A 19,760-nucleotide genomic window follows, 5' to 3' on the forward strand; every position below is an offset into this window, starting at 1 on the left:
CGGGCGTCGTCGATCCCGTAACCCTAATTCGCTCGAGCGCGACTGAAGGGGTATGACCGACGTCTCAGACCGCGCAGACGACGCGGACCTCGCGGGCCGCGAGTGGCGGCTGATCCGCGACGAAGCCCGCGACGGCGCCATCCAGATGGCCCTCGAGGAGGTCGCCGCCGAGACGGCCCTCGAGGACGGAATCCGAACGGTCCGAACCTACTCGTGGGAGCCGAGCGCGCTCTCGCTGGGCTACCGGCAGGACGCCGAGACGGTCGACTGGGACTACTGCGAGCGTGAGGGGATCGACGTCACCCGGAGACAGACCGGCGGCGGCGGGATCTACCACGACCGAGACGCCGACATCTCCTACACGATCGTCGCGCCGGCCGACGAGGTGCCGGGCGACCTGATGGAGTGCTACGCGCTGTTTTGCGAGCCGATCCTCGAGGCGTTCGACCGACTGGGCGTCGATGCGGACTTCGCGGCCAGCGAACAGGAGGCGATCTACCAGCCGTCGTGCTACCTGCGGGACATCCATCCGGCTCACGACATCGTCGCACCCGCCGGTGGGGACTCGAGCGCGGGCGCCGCCGACGAGGTCGACGCCGTCCCGAAGAAAATCAGCGGTAACGCCCAGTACCGCCAGCGCGACGTCGTCATCCAGCACGGCTCGATCAGCTTCGCTCTCGAACCCGAGCGCCACGTCGGAACATTCGACGCGGACCTCGAGCCGGCGACGTTCCGCGACCGCGTGACGAGCATCAGCGAGCAGACGGGCGGCGAGATCACTCGCGAAGAGGCGGTGGCGACGATCGGTGACGCGCTGGGCGACTGGTGCGACGCCGACGCAGGCGAGTGGCGAGACGGGGAACTCGAGGCCGCCCGCGACCTCGCCGATCGAAAGTACGGATCGGACGCGTGGGTCCGGAATCGAGAGGTGCTCGAGGCGGGCGAGCAGTAGCGCGGCCGGTACCTCGAGTCGGCGCCGACCGGGTCCGAAGTACCTATCACGAACCGGTACTGACGGGAATCCATGACCATGAAGGTCGGCGCACACGTGTCGATTTCCGGTTCGCGCGTCTCCTCCGACGACGAAACCCCGCCGTACGACGACATCCGCAACGCGGTCCACCGCCAGCGGGCGTTCGGCGGCAACTGCGGCCAGATCTTCACCACCTCGCCGCAGGTCTGGGCCCAGCCCGAGATCAGCGACGAGGCCGCCGAGGGCTTCCAGGACGAAACCGAGGAACAACTCGAGGGGCCGTGGGTGATTCACTCCGCGTATCTGGTCAACCTCTGTACGCCGAAGGACGACCTCCGGCGCAAGTCCAAGGAGAGCATGCAGGCGGAGCTCGACGCCGCCGCGCAGCTGGGAATTCCGTACGTCAACGTCCACCTCGGCGCACACACCGGCGCCGGCGTCGAGGGCGGCCTCGACAACGCGGCGAGTCTCATCGACGAACTCGAGGTCCCCGAGGACGTGCAGATCCTGATCGAGTCCGACGCGGGCAGCGGGACCAAGCTCGGCGGCGAGTTCGAGCACCTCGCGGGCATCATCGACCGCACCGAGACGGACATCGGTATCTGCATCGACACCGCCCACACGCTCGTCGCGGGTAACGACCTCACCACGCCCGAGGCCGTCGACGAGACCGTCCAGCGGTTCGACGACGAGGTCGGGCTGGAGTACCTCGAGTACATCCACCTCAACGACTCGAAGCACGACGTCGGCACGCACAAGGACGAACACGCCCACATCGGCGAGGGCTACATCGGCGAAGACGGCATGAAGGCCATCGTCAACCACCCCGACCTGCGGGACCTGCCGTTCGCGCTCGAGACGCCGACCGAGGACGGCCGCGGCTTCGAGTGGAACATCCAGAAGGTCAAGGAACTACGCGAGGAGTAACGACGAGCGGCGGTCGTCGCCGTTCGATCGCCACTTCCGCGTCGAATCGACCCGTTTTTACTCGAGACGCCACTATTCCGGCCCGTGCGCGAGTTCTCCGAAGACTACCTTCGCCGGACCCGCCGGGGGATGTGGGACGACTCCCGCGACGCCCTCGAGCCACTGAACCTCGAGTCCCGCGAGCGGATCCTGGACGTCGGCTGCGGTACCGGGGAGTTGAGCCGCGTGCTCGCGGCCGAATCGCCGGCCGACTGCGAGGTCGTCGGCTGCGACGCGGATCCGGCGCTGCTCGCGGTCGCCGGCGAGCGCGTGCCGGTCGTCGCCGGCGACGCGCTCCGACTGCCGTTTGCCGACGGCGCCTTCGATCTGGTCGTCTGTCAGGCGCTGTTGATCAACCTGCCCGACCCCGCGGCCGCAGTGTCCGAGTTCGCCCGCGTCTCCGCGGACCTAGTCGCCGCCGTCGAACCGAACAACGCCGCCGTCGAGGTCGACTCGAGCGTCGACCGGGAAGATGCTCTCGAGCGGCGGGCGCGACGGGCCTACCTCGACGGCGTCGACACCGACGTCGCGCTCGGGGCCGACGCCCGCGACGCCTTCGAGGACGCCGGCCTCGAGGTGCTCGAAACGCGCCGGTACGATCACGTCCGAACGGTCGAACCGCCCTACGACGAGGGGGCGCTGCTCGAGGCCCGCCGAAAGGCGACGGGCGCGGGGCTGGCTGACGACCGCGAGACGATGCTCGAGGGCGCGTTGACCGCAGCGGAGTACGACGACCTCCGGAGCGCGTGGCGGGAGATGGGTCGGGACGTCGTCGACCAGATGGAAACCGGCGACTACGAGCGCGAGGAGACGGTGCCGTTCTTCGTCACCGTCGGCCGGGTCGACGGCGCCGGATCGGAGCCGTAGTCGCCGCCGTCGAGCGTCGCAATCGGTGTCAGCGGGGGCACATCTACATGATGGTGGCCCGCCTTGCGGACGATATGGCCGCGATCGAACTCGAGGGACTAACCAAGGACTACGGGACGGTGCTGGCCAACAACGACGTGACCTTCGACGTCGAGGACGGCGAGATCTTCGGCTACCTCGGACCCAACGGCGCGGGAAAGACCACGACGATCCGCACGCTGCTCGGGTTCATCTCGCCGACGGCCGGCACCGCGCGGCTGCTCGGCCGCGACGTCACCGACGAGTCGGCCCTGCTCGAGGCGAAACGCCGGCTCGGCTACTTGCCCGACAATCCGGCGTTCGACGAGTCGGCGACCGGGCGAGAGATTCTCGACCTGCACGCGTCGATCAAAGGCGACGAGCGCAGCGCGGACCTGCTCGAGTTGTTCGATCCGCCGCTCGATCGCGAGGTTCGGGAGTACTCCCACGGGAACGTCCGCAAACTCGGGCTGGTGACGACGTTCATGCACGATCCCGACCTCGTCATCTTGGACGAGCCGACCAGTGGACTCGATCCGCTGATGCAGCAGCGGTTCGCCGAGTTCCTCCGGGCCGAACGCGACCGCGGCGTGACGGTGTTCTTCTCCTCGCACGTCCTGAGCGAGGTACGACGACTCTGCGACCGCGTCGGCATCATCCGAAACGGCCGCCTCGTCGCGGTCGAACCGGTCGACGCCCTGCTCGACCGGAGCGGCAAGGTCGTCCACCTCCGCGCCGACGACCCGATCCCGGCGGCGGCGCTCGAGCTCGCCGGCGTGCACGACCTCGAAGTTGGGCGTTCTGCGGACGCCGATTCCGCGACGGGGAGCCGAGCGCCCGAGGCCGCAGCCGACGCGTTCACGGAGTGTACCTTCACGTTCACCGGCGACGTCAACGCTTTGCTCGAGCGGCTTCGCGAGTACCGGCTGCTGGATCTCTCGATCGAGGAAGCGCCGCTCGAGGACGTTTTCATGCGGTTTTACGGCGACAGCGAGGCGGAGTCCGCGTCCGCGCTCGAGTCGCCGGCGGGGGAACGGAAGAACGCGGGCGCCGCGACCGAGGTGACCGACGATGCTTGAACTCGCCCGGTACGACGGCCGTCACCGGCTCAAGGGGAGCCTCTACCTGTCGATCGCGATGTCGCTGCTAGCCGTCGTCGTCATCTGGATCTATCCTTCGTTCAGCGGCTCGTTCGAGGACGTCGACGAGCAGTTCCTGCAGGCGTATCCCGAGGGCGTCATCCAGGTGTTCGACATCCGAACGATGGCCGTCCTCGAGGGCTTTCTCGCATTCGAACTCTACATCTTCGGCTGGACGATCATGCTCGGGCTCTACCTGGCTTACCTCGCCGCCGGAACGATCGCCGGCGACGTCGAACACGGGCGGATGGATATCCTCCTCTCGATGCCCGTCTCGCGGGCCCGCACCGTCGCGGAGAAGTTCGCCTCGCTGGCCGTCCCGATCCTCGTCGTCAACGCCGTCGTACCGGTCGTCGTCTACGTCGCGGCCGCGCTGGTCGACGAACCCATTTCCGCCGCGGACCTGCTCGCGCTCCACGCGTTCGCCGTTCCCTATCTGTTCGCCTGCGCCGGCATCGGCCTCGTCGCCTCGGTCGTCGTCGACCGAACGAGCATCGCCCAACGGCTCGCGCTCGGCGTCACGTTCGGGTTGTTCATGCTCGAGTCGCTGCTCGGGGGGACCGACTACGAGGCCGTCGGCGCAATCGCGCCGATGCGGTACTTCGATCCGAACGCGATCCTCTTAGAGAGCAGCTACGACCTCGTCGACGCGGGCGTGCTCGTCGCGATGACGATCGCCCTGCTAGCTGTGAGTCAGTGGTGGTTCGGCCGGCGCGATATCGCCTGATTCGAGCGATGCGCACCTCGAGGGATCCCGAATGCGGTCACGGCGACCGGTCCTCGGGATAGATCGTGTTCTCGATGAGGGTTCGGACGCCGCGACGGAACCGTTCCGACGCCGCGTTCGACGAGATGTCGAACCGATCCGCGAGTTCGGCGAGCGAACAGGAACGGGGGATATCGAGGTAACCGGCGTCGACGGCGGCGACGAGTGTCTCGCGCTGGCTGGCGGTCAGACCGAACTGTGTCGGCGGGGTCGAGTTCGGGTTGTCGTTGGAATCTCCGGCCCCGTCGGACTCGTCGTACAGTTGTCGAACCTCGACGTCGAGGTCCCGCTCGATGAAGAACTCGTGGAATCGGCCGAACGTCTCGGCGCTCGGAAACGCGACGCGAAAGAACCAGCCCTCGGCCGTCGCGGTGACGTCCCGTAAGACGCCGCTCCCTTCGATGACGGTCGGATAGACGCTGTCTCGGTGCCCTTCGCAGGTGAGTTCGAGGTGGTAGAGTCGTCGGTCGCCGAAGTCGACGACGCGCAGGGGTTCGGCCACGGTCGAATCCGCCTCGAGCGCGTCGTCGAACGCCTCGAGCGCGTCGTCGTCGCCGTCCACCCAGACGAGCATCCGGTGGTCACCGTCGGCGGTGAGATCCGATTGTTCCCACGTTACGATCGCGTCGGGAGCGGTCGAGAGCGTCTCGGACAGAATGGGATAGTCGACGAGAAGCGTCGCGAAGATCATCGGTATAGGTACGTGATGCAGACGCCGCTCTCCCTTCGGGGTTTCGGCCCACACCGCGAGAGTTTCGAACACTAATAAATAGCGTGAATACTTACGCGTGGTAACTAACCGGTAGACATGTTCAGTAGTGATCGATGGTTGGGTGGAACACGGGGGACGACGGCACTGTTCCGATCGATAACGGATTCGAGGCACTGAGCGATCCGTACCGCCGAGCGCTCTGTCGGTACGTCCTACGAACGGACGCGGATATCGTCGCGTGCGAGGAACTCGTCGACTATCTCGCCGACGAGGCGACGGTAGCGACCGGCACCACGGATCGCGACAGGCAAACCCTCGAGTCGGCGCTTCACCACCGGCATCTCCCTGCGCTCGTCGACGCGGGAGTCGTCGAGTACGACCGCCAAAGCGGTGCCGTCTACCTCGATCGCGATGCGACCGCGGCGCTGCTCGAGCGCGTTCGGGCGACGGTCACGAACCTACAGAACGCGCCGATCGAGCGAGAACGAGACGACCAGTAAGCGAGCGACCGGTTAGACGACGTCGCCACGGACTGTCACGCCCTCTTGCTCCTCGCGCCAGGCGTGGAGTTCTTTGGCTGCCGCCGACGCCTCGTCGCCGTCCATCCCGAGCATCTCGAGGGCGGACGAGAGCGTCGGGAGGGCGAGTTCGCTCTCACGAAGTTTGCGGAACGCCTCGTCGCTGCGGACGCCGTCGGCCCACAGGCAGACGCCGCGAGGATCGAGCAGTTGCGTGTAGTCGTCGCGCAGCTTCGCGCCGCGCAGCCGCTGGGTGACGTTGTCCTCGAAGGGAGAGTTACAGACCTCGAGGTGGATCGGCTCGTCCTCGTCGCCGATCAGGTGGGCGGCGAGGCACTTCTCGGGCGCAGCGTGGCCGGCCGCGTTGGCTCGGAGATACTCGGGGTGTTCGGCGGCCCAGTCGGCTCGGACGGACTTGCCGACGCCCTCGATGCCGTGGGACTCGCGAAACCGCGCTTCCGGGTCAGGCTCGTCGGAGCCGTCGGTACCCTCGTTCGCGCTGTCGTCGCGCATCAGGATGTCCTTCGTCAGGTAAACGTCGAGCCGCTCGACGGGGTCGAGCCCGAGCGCGACGTCGCCGAACGCCCAGACCTCCCGCACCGGCACGGGCATCCGGTCGTTCTCGACGGTGTCGACGAGTTCCTCGAGTCGATCGACCGCGTCGCTGCGGTCAAAGCCAGTCATTACCGGAGTTGGGGGCTCGAGGCGCAAAACCGTTTCTCAGTCGCAGTCGCAGCCTCGGTCGCGGTGGAGCCGGACGCCGAGACTGTCGCAAATCGTGTCAAGCGAGCACCTTTTTATCGCTACCGACCGAAGGGAATCATATGCGACACCGCGTCTTCAACGAGGACGGCGACGAGGAACTCGTCTTCGTCATGGGCTGGGGGAACCGCTGGACCCACGAGAACGTCAGCTGGCTCATCGGCGAGCTGACCGACGCCGGCTACCGCGTCCACGCGTTCGAACTCCCCACGAACATCGACGACTTCAAAGCCGACTGGCTCGAGCCGATCGCCGAGTACGTCCTCGACCTCGACGGCTACCAGCTGTTGGGTCACAGCGCCGGCGCACTCGTCGCGCAGGCCTTAGACGGCGCGGACAACCACGTCTACCTGAGCCCGTGGTGGGGGTACGGCGACGGCTACCCGGACCTGGCTCTCGAGGCCGTCTCCCAGATACCGACGACGTTCCCGTTCCTCCCCGTCGGCGAGATGGATCGATCGGCGCTCGGCGAGAAAGCGACCGACCACCAGCTCGCGACGCTGCCGCGGTGGATCTCGCCGGCGTTCGTCCGCGAGACGCGCCACGCCCAGAAGGAACTGCTCGCGATCGACCACGACGCGGTCGTCTTCTGCTCGCTTCGCGATCCGGTCATCGACCTCCGGCCGATCGGCGAGCGCGTCCCCGCCGAGCACGTCGTCCTCTACAACGGCGGCCACGAACTGTTCTCCTCGGCGAGCCGCGACCGGCACATCGACACGCTGCTGGCCGCGCTCGAGGAGGGCGCCGAGGCTGTCGAAGAAACGGCGGACGACGAGGAAGCGGCAGTTCCGGCCTGAGACGCTCGAGCTGTTGCCCTCGAGTACGACTTACAGCGCGTCGAGAAGCGCCCGCAGTTGCGTCGGCCCGTTCGTCACGAGCGCACGGGGGAATCCCCGCCGCGCGGTCTCGAGCGCGTCGGCGAGGACGGCCGCCGCGTCGTCGAAGACGCCGGGGCCGTGGCCGAGCAGAATCCGCTCGGGTGCGATCCCCTCGAATACTGCAGTCTGTAGACGGAGTCGACAGAGAAGGTAAACGGCGAGTTGCTCGTCGCCGGTGAGATACGGCGGTGCAGTACCGAGCAGATCCGGCACGTACAGCGTCGCGTCTGCGCGGCGGTATGCAATCGCTTCCCGCCAGCCCGGCAGCGGGCGCGACTCGCGGAGCACAAATCCGGACGTCCCGAGTTCGCCGTCGACGACCTCGAGCGGCGCATCGACGCGCTCGGGAACTCGCTCGAGCCACTCCGGAACGTAGACCGGAACGTCGAACCGCCGTGCGAACGCACCGGCGTCGCGCGCGTGGTAGTCGGAGCAGACGACGACGCCCGCAACGTCGCCGAGCGATTCGATTTCGTCGCCGATTCCCGGCGCCTCGAGCGGGTCGAACAGCCAGACCTCGCCGTCGCCGTCATCAGCGTCGGAATCAGAATCGGAATCGGAAGTGGCGTCGGACGCGGCGGCCTCCGACTCCCCCGTTCCGACGATAGCGTGACTCGCGCGCAACCCTTCCTCGTCGGGATGCGCGAACCAGCCGAACCCGCGGTTAAACTCGTCGACGATCCGGTACCCCGTCGACGGCGACCGATCGTACGCTCCCATGCGGACACCCTCTCGAGGGACGCCGAAAGGCGTACCGATTGATACGTTCGGTCGGCCAGTACGGCGTCGAGACGTTCCGCTGCCGGACTCGAACGGGGACTGCCCGGGAGACGAAACGGACATACGCGCTCGTCGGCAAGGATCCGCCGATGGACTGTAACCGGTGTGACGACGAGGCGGTCATGCACGCCGCCTACTCGGGGGCACACCTCTGCGAGGACCACTTCCGCGAGTCGGTCGAAAAGCGGGTGCGCCGGCGCGTCCGACGGGACGATCTCGTGCCGCAGGACGCCTCGCCCGACGACCCCGAAACGTGGGTCATCGGCCTCTCCGGGGGGAAAGACAGCGTCGTCCTCACGCAGATCCTCCACGACACGTTCGCGGAAGACCCGCGCATCGAACTCGTCGGGCTGACGATCCACGAGGGGATCGAGGGCTACCGCGACAAGTCGGTCGACGCCTGCGTCGACCTCACCGACGACCTCGAGATCCGCCACGAACTCGTCAGCTACGAGGACGAGTTCGGGATTCAGATGGACGACGTCGTCGAGGACGACCCCGAAAACATGGCCGCCTGCGCCTACTGCGGCGTCTTCCGGCGCGACATCTTAGAGCGCTACGCCGACGAACTCGAGGCCGACCTCCTGCTGACGGGTCACAATCTGGACGACGAGGCCCAAACTGCGCTGATGAACTTCCTCGAGGGCGACGTCGCCCAGATCGCCAAACACTTCGACGCCAGCCTCGGTCCGCTCTCGGAGCGCGAGGAGCAAGACGATTTCATTCCGCGCGCGAAGCCGTTGCGGGACGTTCCCGAGAAGGAGGTCGCCCTCTACGCGCACCTCAACGATCTCCCCGCCCACATCACGGAGTGTCCCCACGCCAGCGAGGCCTACCGCGGCGAGATCCAGCAACTGCTCTACGATCTCGAGGAGAACCACCCCGGAACCCGCCACTCGATCCTCTCGGGGTACGAGGAACTAGCCCAGATGGTAGCCGCGGAGTTCAACGACGACGACGGGAACGGCGAGGGTGCCGACCTACAGGAGTGCGAGCAGTGTGGATCGATGACGACGCGAGACGTCTGTCGGAAGTGCTCGCTGCTCGAGACGCTGGTCTGAGGACGTATTCCGGCCTCTCGTCCGAACGCCGTCTTATTCGCCTGTTTTCCAACTGGTGTCGAATCCGTCTTACAGGTCGGCGTCGCAGTGCTTGCACGTCGTTCGATCCGGATCGTTGGGCGCACCGCAGTCCGAGCAGTTCGTTACGGAACCCGACCGATCCGTATCGGTTTCAAAACGGTCGTCGACGGAACTGGTCTCGGAGCCGCCGGGGCCGGGAGACAGGAACGACTCGAGCGGCACCCCACAGGTCGAGCAGTAGCGAACTCGCCAGTCGCCGTCGTCGTCGGCATCCGAATCGTCGACTGCCCCGAACCCCTCGGAATAGACCGGCGATCCGCAGTTGAGACCGTAGTTGAGGGCGGTCCGCTCGCGTTCGGCCTCGGACCACTCGCGCCGCTCGCGGCGCACCTGGTAGCCGCCGATCAGCAGCATCGGGACGAAGACCAGCCAGCCGATCGGTCCCATCGCGAGCAGCCCCGTAAAACGAGGTAGCCGACGGTAAGGAGTCCGACGACCTGCAATCCAGTCTGGAGGGACATACCGGATTCCCGTCATTGAGCCGACCTATCTTTATCGGTGGACGCTCACGTCGACGGCGGCTCGAAGCTGCGGACACCCAACGTCGGATGCGTCAGGAGTAGAACCGGAATTTGCTGACCCCTATTGCGGACGTATACGGCCGTAAACACCCAGTTCTGGCCGAATGTCGTCACAACCTCGAGGCCGAACTGCCGTTGTCGCTACTCTCCAGTGGCACTGAGAACGGTACGGAAAACAGGTGTTCGAAAACGGATACGAGAGCGAACCGCGGGACGGCGACGTGCCGCCTACCGGATCACGTCGACGCCGTTTTGCTGTTCGACTTCCTCGCGACCGCCGTCGCTCTGGGCACCGTAGCCGGTGCCGGTAGTCGATTTCGCGGTTTCGACGTTGTTGCTCGCGTCGAAGTCGGCCTCGTCGAGCCCTTCGATGCTCGCGCGGGACTTATCGGCCTGCTTTTGCGTGGTAGGGCCGAGCACCTGGGCGCTCTGGACGCCGGTCATGATCGCCATGACGCGGACCTTGCCCTTGTAGTTCTCCTGAATCCGGGCGCCCCAGATGACGTTCGCGGACGCCTCGAGTCGCTCCGTGATGTTGTCCGCGATCCCCTCGGCCTCTTTGAGGGTGAGGTCGGGGCCGCCCGTGATGTGGACCAGTCCGCCGGAGGCGCCGCGGTAGTCGACGTCCAGCAGCGGGTGGTTCATCGCGTCCTTGACGACCTCGTCGGTCTTGTTCTTGTCCTGGGTTTCGCCGACCAGCATGACGGCGACGCCGCCCTGGTTCATGATCGTGGACATGTCGGCGTAGTCCAGGTTGATCAGCGACGGCTGGGTGATCGTCTCCGAGATGCCCTTGACCGTCTCGGCGATGATCTGGTCCATCACCGAGAACGCCTTGCCGATCGGGAGGTTCGGGACGTAATCGAGCAGCCGGTTGTTGTCGAGCACGATGATCGAGTCGGCCTGCTCGCGCAGCTTCTCGAGGCCTTCCTCGGCCTTGACCGTGCGTGCGCGCTCGACGTTAAACGGCGTCGAGACCATGCCGACGACGATCGCACCCTGCTCTTTGGCGATCTCCGAGACCACCGGCGCGGCGCCGGTGCCGGTCCCGCCGCCCATGCCGGCGGTCACGAACACGAGGTCCGCGTCGCCGAGCACTTCCTTGATCGTGCCCTGGGCCATCTCGGTCGCGCGCTCGCCCATCGAGGGGTCGCCGCCCGCGCCGAGCCCGTTTGTCAGGGACTTGCCGACCAGGATCTTCGTGTCGGCCTCGATCATCTTGAGGTGCTGCTTGTCCGTGTTGATCGCCACGGTGTCGGCACCGTCGACGCCGATGTTGTACAGCCGGTTGACGGTGTTGTTACCCGCACCGCCACAGCCGACGATGACGATCCGTGGATCGCCGAATTCGTCGCCGTCGAACTCGGCGTCCATCTGTCGGGCCTCCTGCTCGGCGTTCTCGAGGGCGTCCTGAACGATATCCTGCATCGTTACACCTTGGCCCAGTTACGCTGACGGGACTGCTCGGTCTGTCCGTCGTACTCTTCGTTGATCATCTCGCGGACGGCCGACCGGATCGCCTCACTCCGGTTCGGGAACTCGCCCGAGTCAACTAACTGTTCGACCTCCTCGATCTGCTGTTTCGGAATGCGCAGTGTCACACGCTCCATGGTTGGTATTCCCCGTTGAGGTAAGACGGCAGCGCGCCCCTGTCTGACGCGACGTGTCTTACACCGGAATCGCCCGACATCGGGCGGTTTCCGACGTCCGTCGGCCGGTGTAAGACGACCGTCTTACGCGAATAAACGCAATACTGTCTTGGATAATAAAAGTTTCGTCAGACGCAACTCTCACTGTCTTACAACAGTCACGATCGCTGACTGTTCGACTCGAGCACGTCCGCTGACGCCGTCCGACGCCCGCAGCTGGGGCAGAACGCCCAGTCCGATCGCAGTTCGTCACCACAGTCGCAGAACAGCCGGCGGGACACCTTCTCCCCACAGTTGGGACAGAAGACGTGCTCGCTGTCGACGTCCTCGCCGCACTGGCCGCACGTGTGCTGTCGGCTCTGGGTTCGAGACTGAGGCCCATCCTGTGGCTGCTGCGAGTGATCGTGGCCGTGTTCGCTCTCGCGAGCGGGCCGGGAATCGGACCGGGCCTGCGCCCGTGACGACGCCGAATCCTGTGCCTCGTCGACGCGCCGCGCCCGCCCGTCCTCGAGCGCGATCGTGACGTTGACGTCCTGTGGCTGCGATGACTGCGCGCGCGGCTGTCGCTCGCGCCCGTGCGCGTTGTGTTCCAACTCCGCCAGTCGCTCCGTCAGGAGTTCGTCGACGCGCTCGCGAACCAGATCGTCGATCGCGGTTTCGTCCGCGCGCGCTGTGGTCTCGGTTTCGGCCCCGTCTGATCCGTTCCGCACCGATACACCGCTCACCTCGTCCTCGAGGTACGCCCGAAGCGCCTCCCGCATCGCCTCGCTCTTCGAGGTCTCGAGCGCCTCGAGTTCCTCGACGAGGTCGTCGTCGGCGCGGAACGTGATCTTGCTCATGGGGCGGATACTACCACATTGCAACGCCTCCCATATCAATCATTCTGCCGTTCATCTTCCGTGACAGGTCCATCCCCGTTGCGAATGATAACCCTTATGTTTCCCTCGGCGGCTACGTATGAGTGCGACCGCCCTTAGCTCAGACTGGTAGAGCAGTCGACTGTAGATCGACTTGTCCCCCGTTCAAATCGGGGAGGGCGGACTCGTTTTCCTGTCGATTCGTAGCTGACTACCGATCGGCTTGTCCCCCGTCCACGTGAGCGAAGCGAACGAGGGCTCGGAAGTCGCAGCACCGAGCGAAGCGAGGTGACCGTCTTCCGGCGTTCAAATCGGGGAGAGCGGACTTCCTTCTTCGTCGCATTACAACTGACGCCGAGAGATGTGTTTACACCGGGTGTACGGACGCGACGCTCGAGTGCTCGTTTACCCATCCACGAACGATGACCGTCGAGTTGATTGTCGCGGGAACGGAACCGGCCGTAGCTGCGATACTCGCAGTCGTCCTGTGCAGTTTGGGACGCAGCCAGCGCACTGAATCCGTTTTCGAGTCGGTTTCGCTCCGTACGTAAGCGTCGGTAACTGTTTCCCATATTATTACGCCCATTCTTTCACTTCGAAAAATACACTTATAGTTAGAATACTAACAATCATCAAATGAAAGATCGACGGTTGAACCGTCGACAGTTCCTCGGAACCGTCGGCGTCGGCGTCGCAAGCGGGGTCGCAGGGTGCGGATATCTCGAGCAGCGCGAGGAGACGGCGACCGAGCGCGAGCGACCGATCGAGGGCGTCGTTCGCTCGGTCGGCGGTGATCCGATCGCCAGCGCGTCGGTCGCCGTTCGGGCACCCACTGCGAGCGACGAACCGAACCCGACGTCGACGGACGGAGACGGGCGCTTTTCGCTCGAGGCGAGCGGGCCCGTCCAGTTGACCGTTCGCCAGGACGGGTACAACAGTCGCGTCCGCGCGGTCGCGCCTGGGGAGACGCCGGAGATCAGACTCGCCGAAGACGACGCCGTCTCCATGGCGTTCGGCGGGGACGTGATGTTCGGCCGTCGGTACTACGACGCGCCCGAGGACGATCTACGCCCGCGATTCCAACTCGATCCGGACGATCGACTCGCGTCCCACCGAGAACTGCTCGCGGACGTCGCACCGTACTTCCGGGCGACGGATATCGGCTCGATCAATCTCGAGACGTCGCTGACGACGACGGAATGGTGCCACCCCTCGAAAGCCTACACGTTTACGGGCCATCCCGTCGCGGCCGAGGCGCTGGCCGACGCCGGAATCGACTACGCGGCGCTGGGGAACAACCACATCTTCGACGCACTGGAACCGGGGCTGAAGGAGACGCTCGAGACGCTCGAGGCGGCCGACATCGCCCACTCCGGTGCGGGAGAGAACAGCGACGCAGCGTGGGAACCCGCACTCGTCGAGCGCGGCGGGACGACGGTGGCGTTCCTCTCGTGTACGACGGTCGTCGGTGGCGGCTACGACATCGACTGGTCCGCCGACCGGAATCCCGATCGAACGCACGAAGTCGAGCCGCAGGAGGGAGTCGACGCCGACTCGTCGCTCCAGCTTTCGGGCGCGATGGGCGCCGCCGAGCCGACGCCGGAGCGGCTGCGAACGGCTGCCGAGCGCGCTGCCGACGCCGCCGATCTCGTCGTCGTCCAGATCCACGGCGGGACCCAGTACGTTCGCGAGCCGACCGACGAGATGGTCGCCCTGATCGATGCCGCGATCGACGGCGGCGCGGATCTGGTCGTCAACCACCACCCCCACGTGACCGGCGGCGTCGAACGCCGCGACGGCGCGCTCGTGGCCTGGACGCTCGGCAATCTGGTCTTCGACCAGCAGTTCTGGGCGACGCTCCGGTCGTTCGTCCTCACCGTCGACGTCGACGAGAGCGGGATCGTCCGAGCCAACACCGAGCCGGTCGTCATTCAGGGATACAAACCCCAGCCGGCGACGGGGCGGTCGCGACAGCGCCTCGCTCGCCGCACGGCGGCGCTGGCCGACGATCCGTTCGGACTGACCGCGGACGGCGTCCGTACCGTCGGCAGCGAGCCCGACTCGAGCACGGAGACGGTTAGCGGCGACGGCGAGCTGTTTCGGATCGTCGACGGCTGGGTGGCGGACGTCAGCGGGGACGGGACGGTCCGGTTCGGCCGCGACAGACTTCGGTTCGGGAGTTTCCGCAACGAGTTGGTGACGGAATCCCCGGTCGAGGGGCCGCTGTGGCGGTTCGGTCGCTCGCACGCCGCCGTCAGTCCCGACCTCGCACCCGGGGACGTCCCGCGCTCGCCGGTCAATGCACTCGAACTCGAGCGGTCGGCGGACAACAGCTACCGCGCCATGCTGTCACCCCGTCACCGAATCCCGATTTCCGGGGCGCCGCTGGTACTGACCGGCTGCTACCGGTTCGACGGAGCCGACGAACTCGAGGTGCAGCTGTCGTGGTACGACGACACGAGCGGCGAGTCGTTCGACCAGACGCGTTACTCCCCCGATGGAACCGAGGGAGACTGGCACCGATTCCGGTACGACCTCGAGCCGCCGGCCGACGCCGAGTACGTGATGCCGTATAGCTTCCTCTCGCCGCCCGAGTCCGGCGACGTCACTGTCCGCGTGACTGATCTCCGGCTCGTAGAACTGGCCGACGAGCCGACACCGGGCGCCGACCACCTCCTCGTCGACGGGGCGACGACGGTGGAACTCGCACAGTACCCAGGGACAGACAGCGGAGAAACCGAACTCGAGCCGCTCGAGGACCCGGGAGAATCGTAGCGACCGCTTCGCTCGTCCTTGCTCGGTCTCGCTTTCGCAGGACGGAGTGCTGGAGCGTAGCTGTTCGATAGCCAGGATCGGTATCCGATAGCCGTTACTCCGTGTTACTCGCGTCGGACAGCGTAAACGAGAACGTCGATCCCTCGCCGGGGTCGGAGTCGACCCAGATCTCGCCGCCGTGGCGGTCGACGATCCGCTCGCACAGCGCGAGCCCGATTCCCGTACCGGCGTGTTCGTCCTGGGTGTGCAGCCGCTCGAAGACGTCGAAGATCCGATCAGCGTCGTCGGGATCGATCCCGATCCCCTCGTCAGCGACCGAAATTACCCAGTCGTCGCTTCGTTGATCTACTGAGAGGGTGATCGATGGGGGCTCGTCGCCGCTGTACTCGATCGCGTTCTCGAGCAGGTTCTGGAACACCTGCCGCAACTGGTTGCTGTCGCCCTCGACATGGGGCAGTTCCGGGACGCTGATATCGGCGTCAGTTTCCTCGATGCGGAACTGCAGATCGTCGAGAACCTCGTCGACGACCGCGTTCAGGTCCGTGGGCTCGAGGGGGTCGCCGCGTGTCTCGACGCGAGAGTACTCGAGGAGGCCGTCGATCATCGCCCGCATGCGCTCGGCGCCGTCGACCGCGAACTCGATGAACTCCCGCCCGTCGTCATCGAGTTCGTCCTCGTACCGATCCTCGAGCAGGCTCAGGTAGCTCGAGACCATCCGGAGCGGTTCCTGCAGATCGTGAGAGACGGCGTAGGCGAACTGCTCGAGTCGCTCGTTCGAGTCCTCGAGTTTGCGCTCGTACTCGCGGCGTTCGGTGACGTCCTGTGCGACGGCCATACCGGCGTAGATGTCGCCGTCGGCGTCCCTGACGGGAACGGTGTGGAGCCGGAAGTGACGGTCGTTATACGTGACCTCGAAGTCGGATTCCTCGCCGTTAAGGGCAGCGTGAAACGCTGGTTCGATCTCGGCGACGATATCGTCCGGATAGACCTCGGAGACGTGGTGACCGACTCGGTCGTCGGGATCTGCCTCGACGACATCGAAGTAGTGGCCGCCGACGGCGGTGTACTCGAGGTCCTCGTCGAACAGCGCGACTGCGCCGTCGGGGAAGTTCTCGACGAGCGTCCGATGGCGGCGCTCGCTGGTCTCGAGTCTGCGGCGGTACTCCCGACGCTCCGTGATGTCGGACTGCGTGACGACGCCCCTGACGACCTCGCCGTCGGCGTTCCGGACCGGCATGCCGCGGACGGCGATCGTCCGGCGCTCTCCGCCGTCGGCCTCGATTTCGAAGACGTCGGGTTCGGTGACCTCCTCGCCTTGGAGCACGCGAGCCATCGTCCATTCGTCGGGGGCGACCGGGGTTCCCGTATCCGCCCACCAGCCGGTGAACTGCTCGTAATCGTCGATACAGTCCGCATCGAAGACGTTGCCACCCCAGATCGCCTTCGAAACGTCGTTGGCCCTGACGAGCGAGCCGTCGGCTTCGGCGACGACAACACCGACCGGCAGTACCCCGATCAGCGTCTCGAGTTGCGTCTTCGTTTCCTCGAGAGCCTGTTCAGCCCGCTTTCGTTCCGTGATGTCGGCGAGTGCGCCGGGGAACGTAATCGGGTTCCCGTCCCCGTCGCACTCGACGTGGCCGCGGGCGACGACCCACCGCCACTCGCCGTCGGCGTTGCGGACCCGGTACTCGGCCTCGTACTCGCCGCAGGTTTCGAGGGCCTCATCGATCGCGTCTTCGACGCGGTCGCGGTCGGCCTCGTGGATCGACGAGACGAACCGCTCGAGCGAGACGCCCTCGCGGGCCGCCTCGGGATCGACGTCGAACGTTCTGGCGAACGAGGCACCGGCGACGAACCGGTCCTCGGGGACGTGCCACTCCCAGGTCCCGACCGCGCCGGCTTCGGTCGCGGCCTCGAGTTGCGATTTGGCCTCGCGAAGTTCCCGTTCGCGCTCCCTGCGCTCGGTGACGTCGGCGGCGATCCCGACGATACGAACGGGCGTGTCCTCCTCGTCGCGGACCGGGACGCCCTGAGCGTGGACCCACCGGGTCGACCCGTCGGAGCGGACGACGCGGAACTCCTCGTCGTACTCGCTGTCGGGTAGTGAACCGTAGGCCTCGGCGACGCGGTCGCGGTCGTCGGGATGGACCGACTCGAGGAACGAGTAGGGGTCGTCGTAGAGTGACTCGCGGCTCCGGCCCCACACGTCCTCGTAGACAGGGTTGATATACAGCATCTCCTTGGTATCGGGCGTCGACATCCAGACGATCTCGTCGACGTTCTCGGCGAGGGTTTGGAACCGCGCCTCGCTCTCGCGGAGTTCCTGCTCGATCTCCTTGCGCTCAGTAATATCACGGAAGTACACCGAAACGCCGCTCTCGGAGGGATAGATGGTCGCCTCGATCCAGACCCCGAGTATCTTGGAGTAGTGTTCGAGGTCGATCGTCTCCTGGGTCTCCATCGCCGTCTCAAAACGCTCGCGGATGTATCGGCGTTCGTCCGATTCCGGAAAGAGGTCTGCGATCCGTTCACCGAGCAGGTCGTCCTCGTCGTACCCGAGCAGTTCCGCGGCGCGGTCGTTGACGTGCGTGAACCGCAGGTCCTCGTCGACCGCATAAAACGCGTCCGAGACGCGGCCGAACACCTCTCGGAGTTCGCTCTCGAGTTTGCGTTCGCGCTCCTTGAAGGCGGTCACGTCCTCGGCGGCGGAGACGATGCGGTCGATTTCGCCGCGCTCGTCGGTGATCGGCACCGTATTGACCGACAGCCACCGCGGATCGCCCTCGGGACGTTCGATCCGCAGGATGCGTTCGTACTCCGGGTCGCCCGTCGTCAGCACCCGTTCGGACGGGTACTCGTCGGGGGAGAGTCGGTCGCCGGTTTCGTCGTACACCGGCCGGTCCTGCAGGGCAAACGACGCCGGGTCCGTGACGCCGAACAACTCCGCCGCGCGGTCGTTGAGCCGTGTCACCTCACCGTCGGTGTCGAGGACGATTCCGCCGACCGGAATCGCGTCGAGGATCCGATCCGTGAGGTCGCGCTCGCGCTCGAGACGGCGCTCGTCGCGGATTCGGTCGAACGTCGCCGCGAGGTTCGACGCGACGATCTTCGCGAGGGTGACGTCCTCATCGTCGAAGGCAGCCTCGTGCTCAGAGCCGATAAGGGCGACGCCGTGGTCGCCCAGCGGCAGGACGATCTCGCTTCGGATCGGCGTTGCCGGATTGTACACGGTTTCGGCTTGGGTCACGTTGTCGTAGATCGCTGGCTCGCCGGTCTCGAAAACCTGCCAGGCTATCCCATCGGCGGGCTCGAACGTCGGAAGTTCGCCAAGCAGCGCTTCGGCGTCTTCGGTCCAGCTCGTCGGCTGGAGCGTCCCGTCGTCCTCGAGGAGGTAGATGGCGTTCGTCTCCAACTGAAGAATGTCCTGCAGGTGCTGCGAGGCCTGCTCGGCGACCGCCTCACGCGAGGTTTCTGCGAGCCACTCGCTGACGGCCTCGTTGACCCGCTCTAACTGGGCGGCACGGCGGTACTGGTCGGTCACGTCGTAGTAGAGTTCGACCCGTCCGCCAGCGTAGCGACCCGACTCGATCGGTTTGCTCCTGTGCTCGAGCCACCGCTCCTCGCGGCCCTCGCCTGGCGTGACGCGACACTCGAAGTGTTCGACGTAGCTGTTGTCGTCGTAGGTCGCCAGCACCGTCTCCGCGAACGTGTCTCCGTCCGCGACGCAGTCACGGATGGTCTCCTCGACCAGCGTTCGCTTGTCGCGGCCGATCGTTTCGGCTCGGCCGAGACCGAAGTACCGAGAGACGGTCTCGTCGGCCCACGCGACGTCGAACGACTCGTCGAGAACGAACACACCCACCGCGGCCTCGTCGAGGACGCTGGTGATCGTCTCGTAGGACTCGAGTGCCGTTTCGGCCCACTCCCGGCGGCGTTTTCGCTCGGAGATGTCGCGAGCAACGCCGACCGTCCCCTGAAACGACTCCTCCTCGAGCAGCAGCGAGGTCCGCAGTTCGACGGGGACGCGCTCGCCGACAGCGGTCTCGATCTCGAGGTCGAACGTACCGACGACGGCGTCGTTCGCGGCGGTCGCGTCGCTCGTTTCGCCGACAGCCGCCAGTCGGTCGTCGATTGCGCGCTCGATGCGTGTGACGTCGTCGCCATCGAGGAGGACGGAGACGTGTTCCCCGATGAGTTCCTCTCGAACGTAGCCCGTCGTTTCCAGCAGGACGTCGTTCGCCGCGACGAAGCACCCGTCGGCATCGAGTTGATACAGACCGTCGTCGATCGCGTTCACGAGTGTCCGATACCGCTGGAGCGCCGCGGACTCATCTGCATTCCCCCAGAACGCACTGTCGGTGGCGTCCGCTCGCTCACTCATATACGGCCACCTTGCTCTCCGGGCGGAAAAGTCCCCGGCACGGATTCAGGTGTGGA

The 19,760-nt window shown here is 66.0% G+C and carries 17 protein-coding genes, 1 tRNA gene and 1 pseudogene; 10 read left to right on the forward strand and 9 right to left on the reverse strand.

Features of this window, described 5'->3' with window-relative positions; translation table 11 throughout:
- Nucleotides 1–52: 52 nt before the first annotated feature.
- From ATJ93_RS05620 to ATJ93_RS05640, 5 genes are all read left to right on the forward strand, one after another.
- Nucleotides 53–952, forward strand: a complete 900-nt coding sequence (locus ATJ93_RS05620; protein WP_120243608.1) for a lipoate--protein ligase family protein — start codon at nucleotides 53–55, stop codon at nucleotides 950–952.
- Between the two features lie 78 nt (nucleotides 953–1,030).
- A complete protein-coding gene (locus ATJ93_RS05625; protein WP_120243940.1) occupies nucleotides 1,031–1,900 on the forward strand; it encodes a deoxyribonuclease IV in 870 nt (289 codons plus the stop codon).
- A gap of 84 nt (nucleotides 1,901–1,984) precedes the next feature.
- Entirely contained in the window at nucleotides 1,985–2,806 is an 822-nt protein-coding gene (locus ATJ93_RS05630; RefSeq protein WP_120243609.1) for a class I SAM-dependent methyltransferase, read from the forward strand.
- A gap of 74 nt (nucleotides 2,807–2,880) precedes the next feature.
- Nucleotides 2,881–3,903 carry an ABC transporter ATP-binding protein gene (locus ATJ93_RS05635; RefSeq protein ID WP_120243610.1) on the forward strand — a complete coding sequence of 341 codons (1,023 nt, stop codon included), beginning with the start codon at nucleotides 2,881–2,883 and terminating at the stop codon, nucleotides 3,901–3,903.
- Nucleotides 3,896–4,690, forward strand: a complete 795-nt coding sequence (locus ATJ93_RS05640) for an ABC transporter permease subunit (RefSeq protein WP_120243611.1) — start codon at nucleotides 3,896–3,898, stop codon at nucleotides 4,688–4,690. Before ATJ93_RS05635 ends, ATJ93_RS05640 begins: the two co-directional genes overlap by 8 nt.
- 37 nt (nucleotides 4,691–4,727) lie before the next feature.
- Here ATJ93_RS05640 and ATJ93_RS05645 read toward each other — a convergent pair whose 3' ends face one another.
- Nucleotides 4,728–5,420 (reverse strand): helix-turn-helix domain-containing protein, encoded by a 693-nt coding sequence (locus ATJ93_RS05645; RefSeq protein ID WP_120243612.1) that lies wholly within the window; start codon nucleotides 5,418–5,420, stop codon nucleotides 4,728–4,730.
- 134 nt (nucleotides 5,421–5,554) lie between these two features.
- On the opposite strand from ATJ93_RS05645, the gene ATJ93_RS05650 reads away from it, so the two are divergent.
- Nucleotides 5,555–5,941, forward strand: a complete 387-nt coding sequence (locus tag ATJ93_RS05650; RefSeq protein ID WP_120243613.1) for a DUF7344 domain-containing protein — start codon at nucleotides 5,555–5,557, stop codon at nucleotides 5,939–5,941.
- Between the two features lie 12 nt (nucleotides 5,942–5,953).
- On the opposite strand, the gene ATJ93_RS05655 is transcribed toward ATJ93_RS05650, so the two are convergent.
- Nucleotides 5,954–6,643: a DUF7095 family protein gene (locus tag ATJ93_RS05655; RefSeq protein WP_120243614.1), complete on the reverse strand. Its 690-nt coding sequence runs from the start codon at nucleotides 6,641–6,643 to the stop codon at nucleotides 5,954–5,956.
- Nucleotides 6,644–6,783: 140 nt separating this feature from the next.
- On the opposite strand from ATJ93_RS05655, the gene ATJ93_RS05660 reads away from it, so the two are divergent.
- Complete coding sequence (locus tag ATJ93_RS05660) at nucleotides 6,784–7,518, forward strand: alpha/beta fold hydrolase (RefSeq protein ID WP_120243615.1); 735 nt, start codon at nucleotides 6,784–6,786, stop codon at nucleotides 7,516–7,518.
- Between the two features lie 30 nt (nucleotides 7,519–7,548).
- Here ATJ93_RS05660 and ATJ93_RS05665 read toward each other — a convergent pair whose 3' ends face one another.
- Nucleotides 7,549–8,319: a hypothetical protein gene (locus tag ATJ93_RS05665; RefSeq protein ID WP_120243616.1), complete on the reverse strand. Its 771-nt coding sequence runs from the start codon at nucleotides 8,317–8,319 to the stop codon at nucleotides 7,549–7,551.
- 149 nt (nucleotides 8,320–8,468) lie between these two features.
- Here ATJ93_RS05665 and ncsA point away from each other — a divergent pair, with 149 nt between their 5' ends.
- The gene (gene ncsA, locus ATJ93_RS05670; RefSeq protein ID WP_120243941.1) at nucleotides 8,469–9,440 is read left to right on the forward strand and encodes a tRNA 2-thiolation protein NcsA; all 972 of its coding nucleotides are present in this window, start codon (nucleotides 8,469–8,471) and stop codon (nucleotides 9,438–9,440) included.
- 69 nt (nucleotides 9,441–9,509) lie between these two features.
- Here ncsA and ATJ93_RS05675 read toward each other — a convergent pair whose 3' ends face one another.
- The 4 genes from ATJ93_RS05675 to ATJ93_RS05690 all read right to left on the reverse strand — a co-directional run bounded on the left by ATJ93_RS05675 (nucleotide 9,510) and on the right by ATJ93_RS05690 (nucleotide 12,530).
- The gene (locus ATJ93_RS05675) at nucleotides 9,510–9,908 is read right to left on the reverse strand and encodes a double zinc ribbon domain-containing protein (protein WP_245977510.1); all 399 of its coding nucleotides are present in this window, start codon (nucleotides 9,906–9,908) and stop codon (nucleotides 9,510–9,512) included.
- A gap of 362 nt (nucleotides 9,909–10,270) precedes the next feature.
- Nucleotides 10,271–11,470: a cell division protein FtsZ gene (gene ftsZ, locus ATJ93_RS05680; RefSeq protein ID WP_120243617.1), complete on the reverse strand. Its 1,200-nt coding sequence runs from the start codon at nucleotides 11,468–11,470 to the stop codon at nucleotides 10,271–10,273.
- A 2-nt stretch (nucleotides 11,471–11,472) separates the two neighbouring features.
- Nucleotides 11,473–11,652: a ribbon-helix-helix domain-containing protein gene (locus ATJ93_RS05685; protein WP_013879759.1), complete on the reverse strand. Its 180-nt coding sequence runs from the start codon at nucleotides 11,650–11,652 to the stop codon at nucleotides 11,473–11,475.
- Nucleotides 11,653–11,849: 197 nt separating this feature from the next.
- Nucleotides 11,850–12,530 (reverse strand): double zinc ribbon domain-containing protein, encoded by a 681-nt coding sequence (locus ATJ93_RS05690; protein WP_120243618.1) that lies wholly within the window; start codon nucleotides 12,528–12,530, stop codon nucleotides 11,850–11,852.
- A gap of 128 nt (nucleotides 12,531–12,658) precedes the next feature.
- Between ATJ93_RS05690 and ATJ93_RS05695 the strand changes: the two genes are divergently transcribed.
- Both ATJ93_RS05695 and ATJ93_RS05700 read left to right on the forward strand, forming a co-directional pair.
- Nucleotides 12,659–12,732 (forward strand) — tRNA-Tyr (locus tag ATJ93_RS05695).
- A 452-nt stretch (nucleotides 12,733–13,184) separates the two neighbouring features.
- A complete protein-coding gene (locus tag ATJ93_RS05700; protein ID WP_120243619.1) occupies nucleotides 13,185–15,323 on the forward strand; it encodes a CapA family protein in 2,139 nt (712 codons plus the stop codon).
- A 94-nt stretch (nucleotides 15,324–15,417) separates the two neighbouring features.
- Here the strand turns inward: ATJ93_RS05700 and ATJ93_RS05705 are convergent, their stop codons facing one another.
- Together ATJ93_RS05705 and ATJ93_RS24660 are read right to left on the reverse strand one after the other, a co-directional pair.
- On the reverse strand, nucleotides 15,418–18,018 hold the full coding sequence (locus ATJ93_RS05705) for a PAS domain S-box protein (RefSeq protein ID WP_449405095.1): 2,601 nt from the start codon (nucleotides 18,016–18,018) through the stop codon (nucleotides 15,418–15,420).
- Nucleotides 17,998–19,704, reverse strand: a pseudogene (locus ATJ93_RS24660) (PAS domain S-box protein); the annotation flags it as partial. The gene ATJ93_RS05705 and the pseudogene ATJ93_RS24660, both read right to left, overlap by 21 nt.
- Nucleotides 19,705–19,760: the final 56 nt, after the last annotated feature.

It is taken from the genome of Halopiger aswanensis (assembly GCF_003610195.1).
Lineage (GTDB): Archaea > Halobacteriota > Halobacteria > Halobacteriales > Natrialbaceae > Halopiger > Halopiger aswanensis.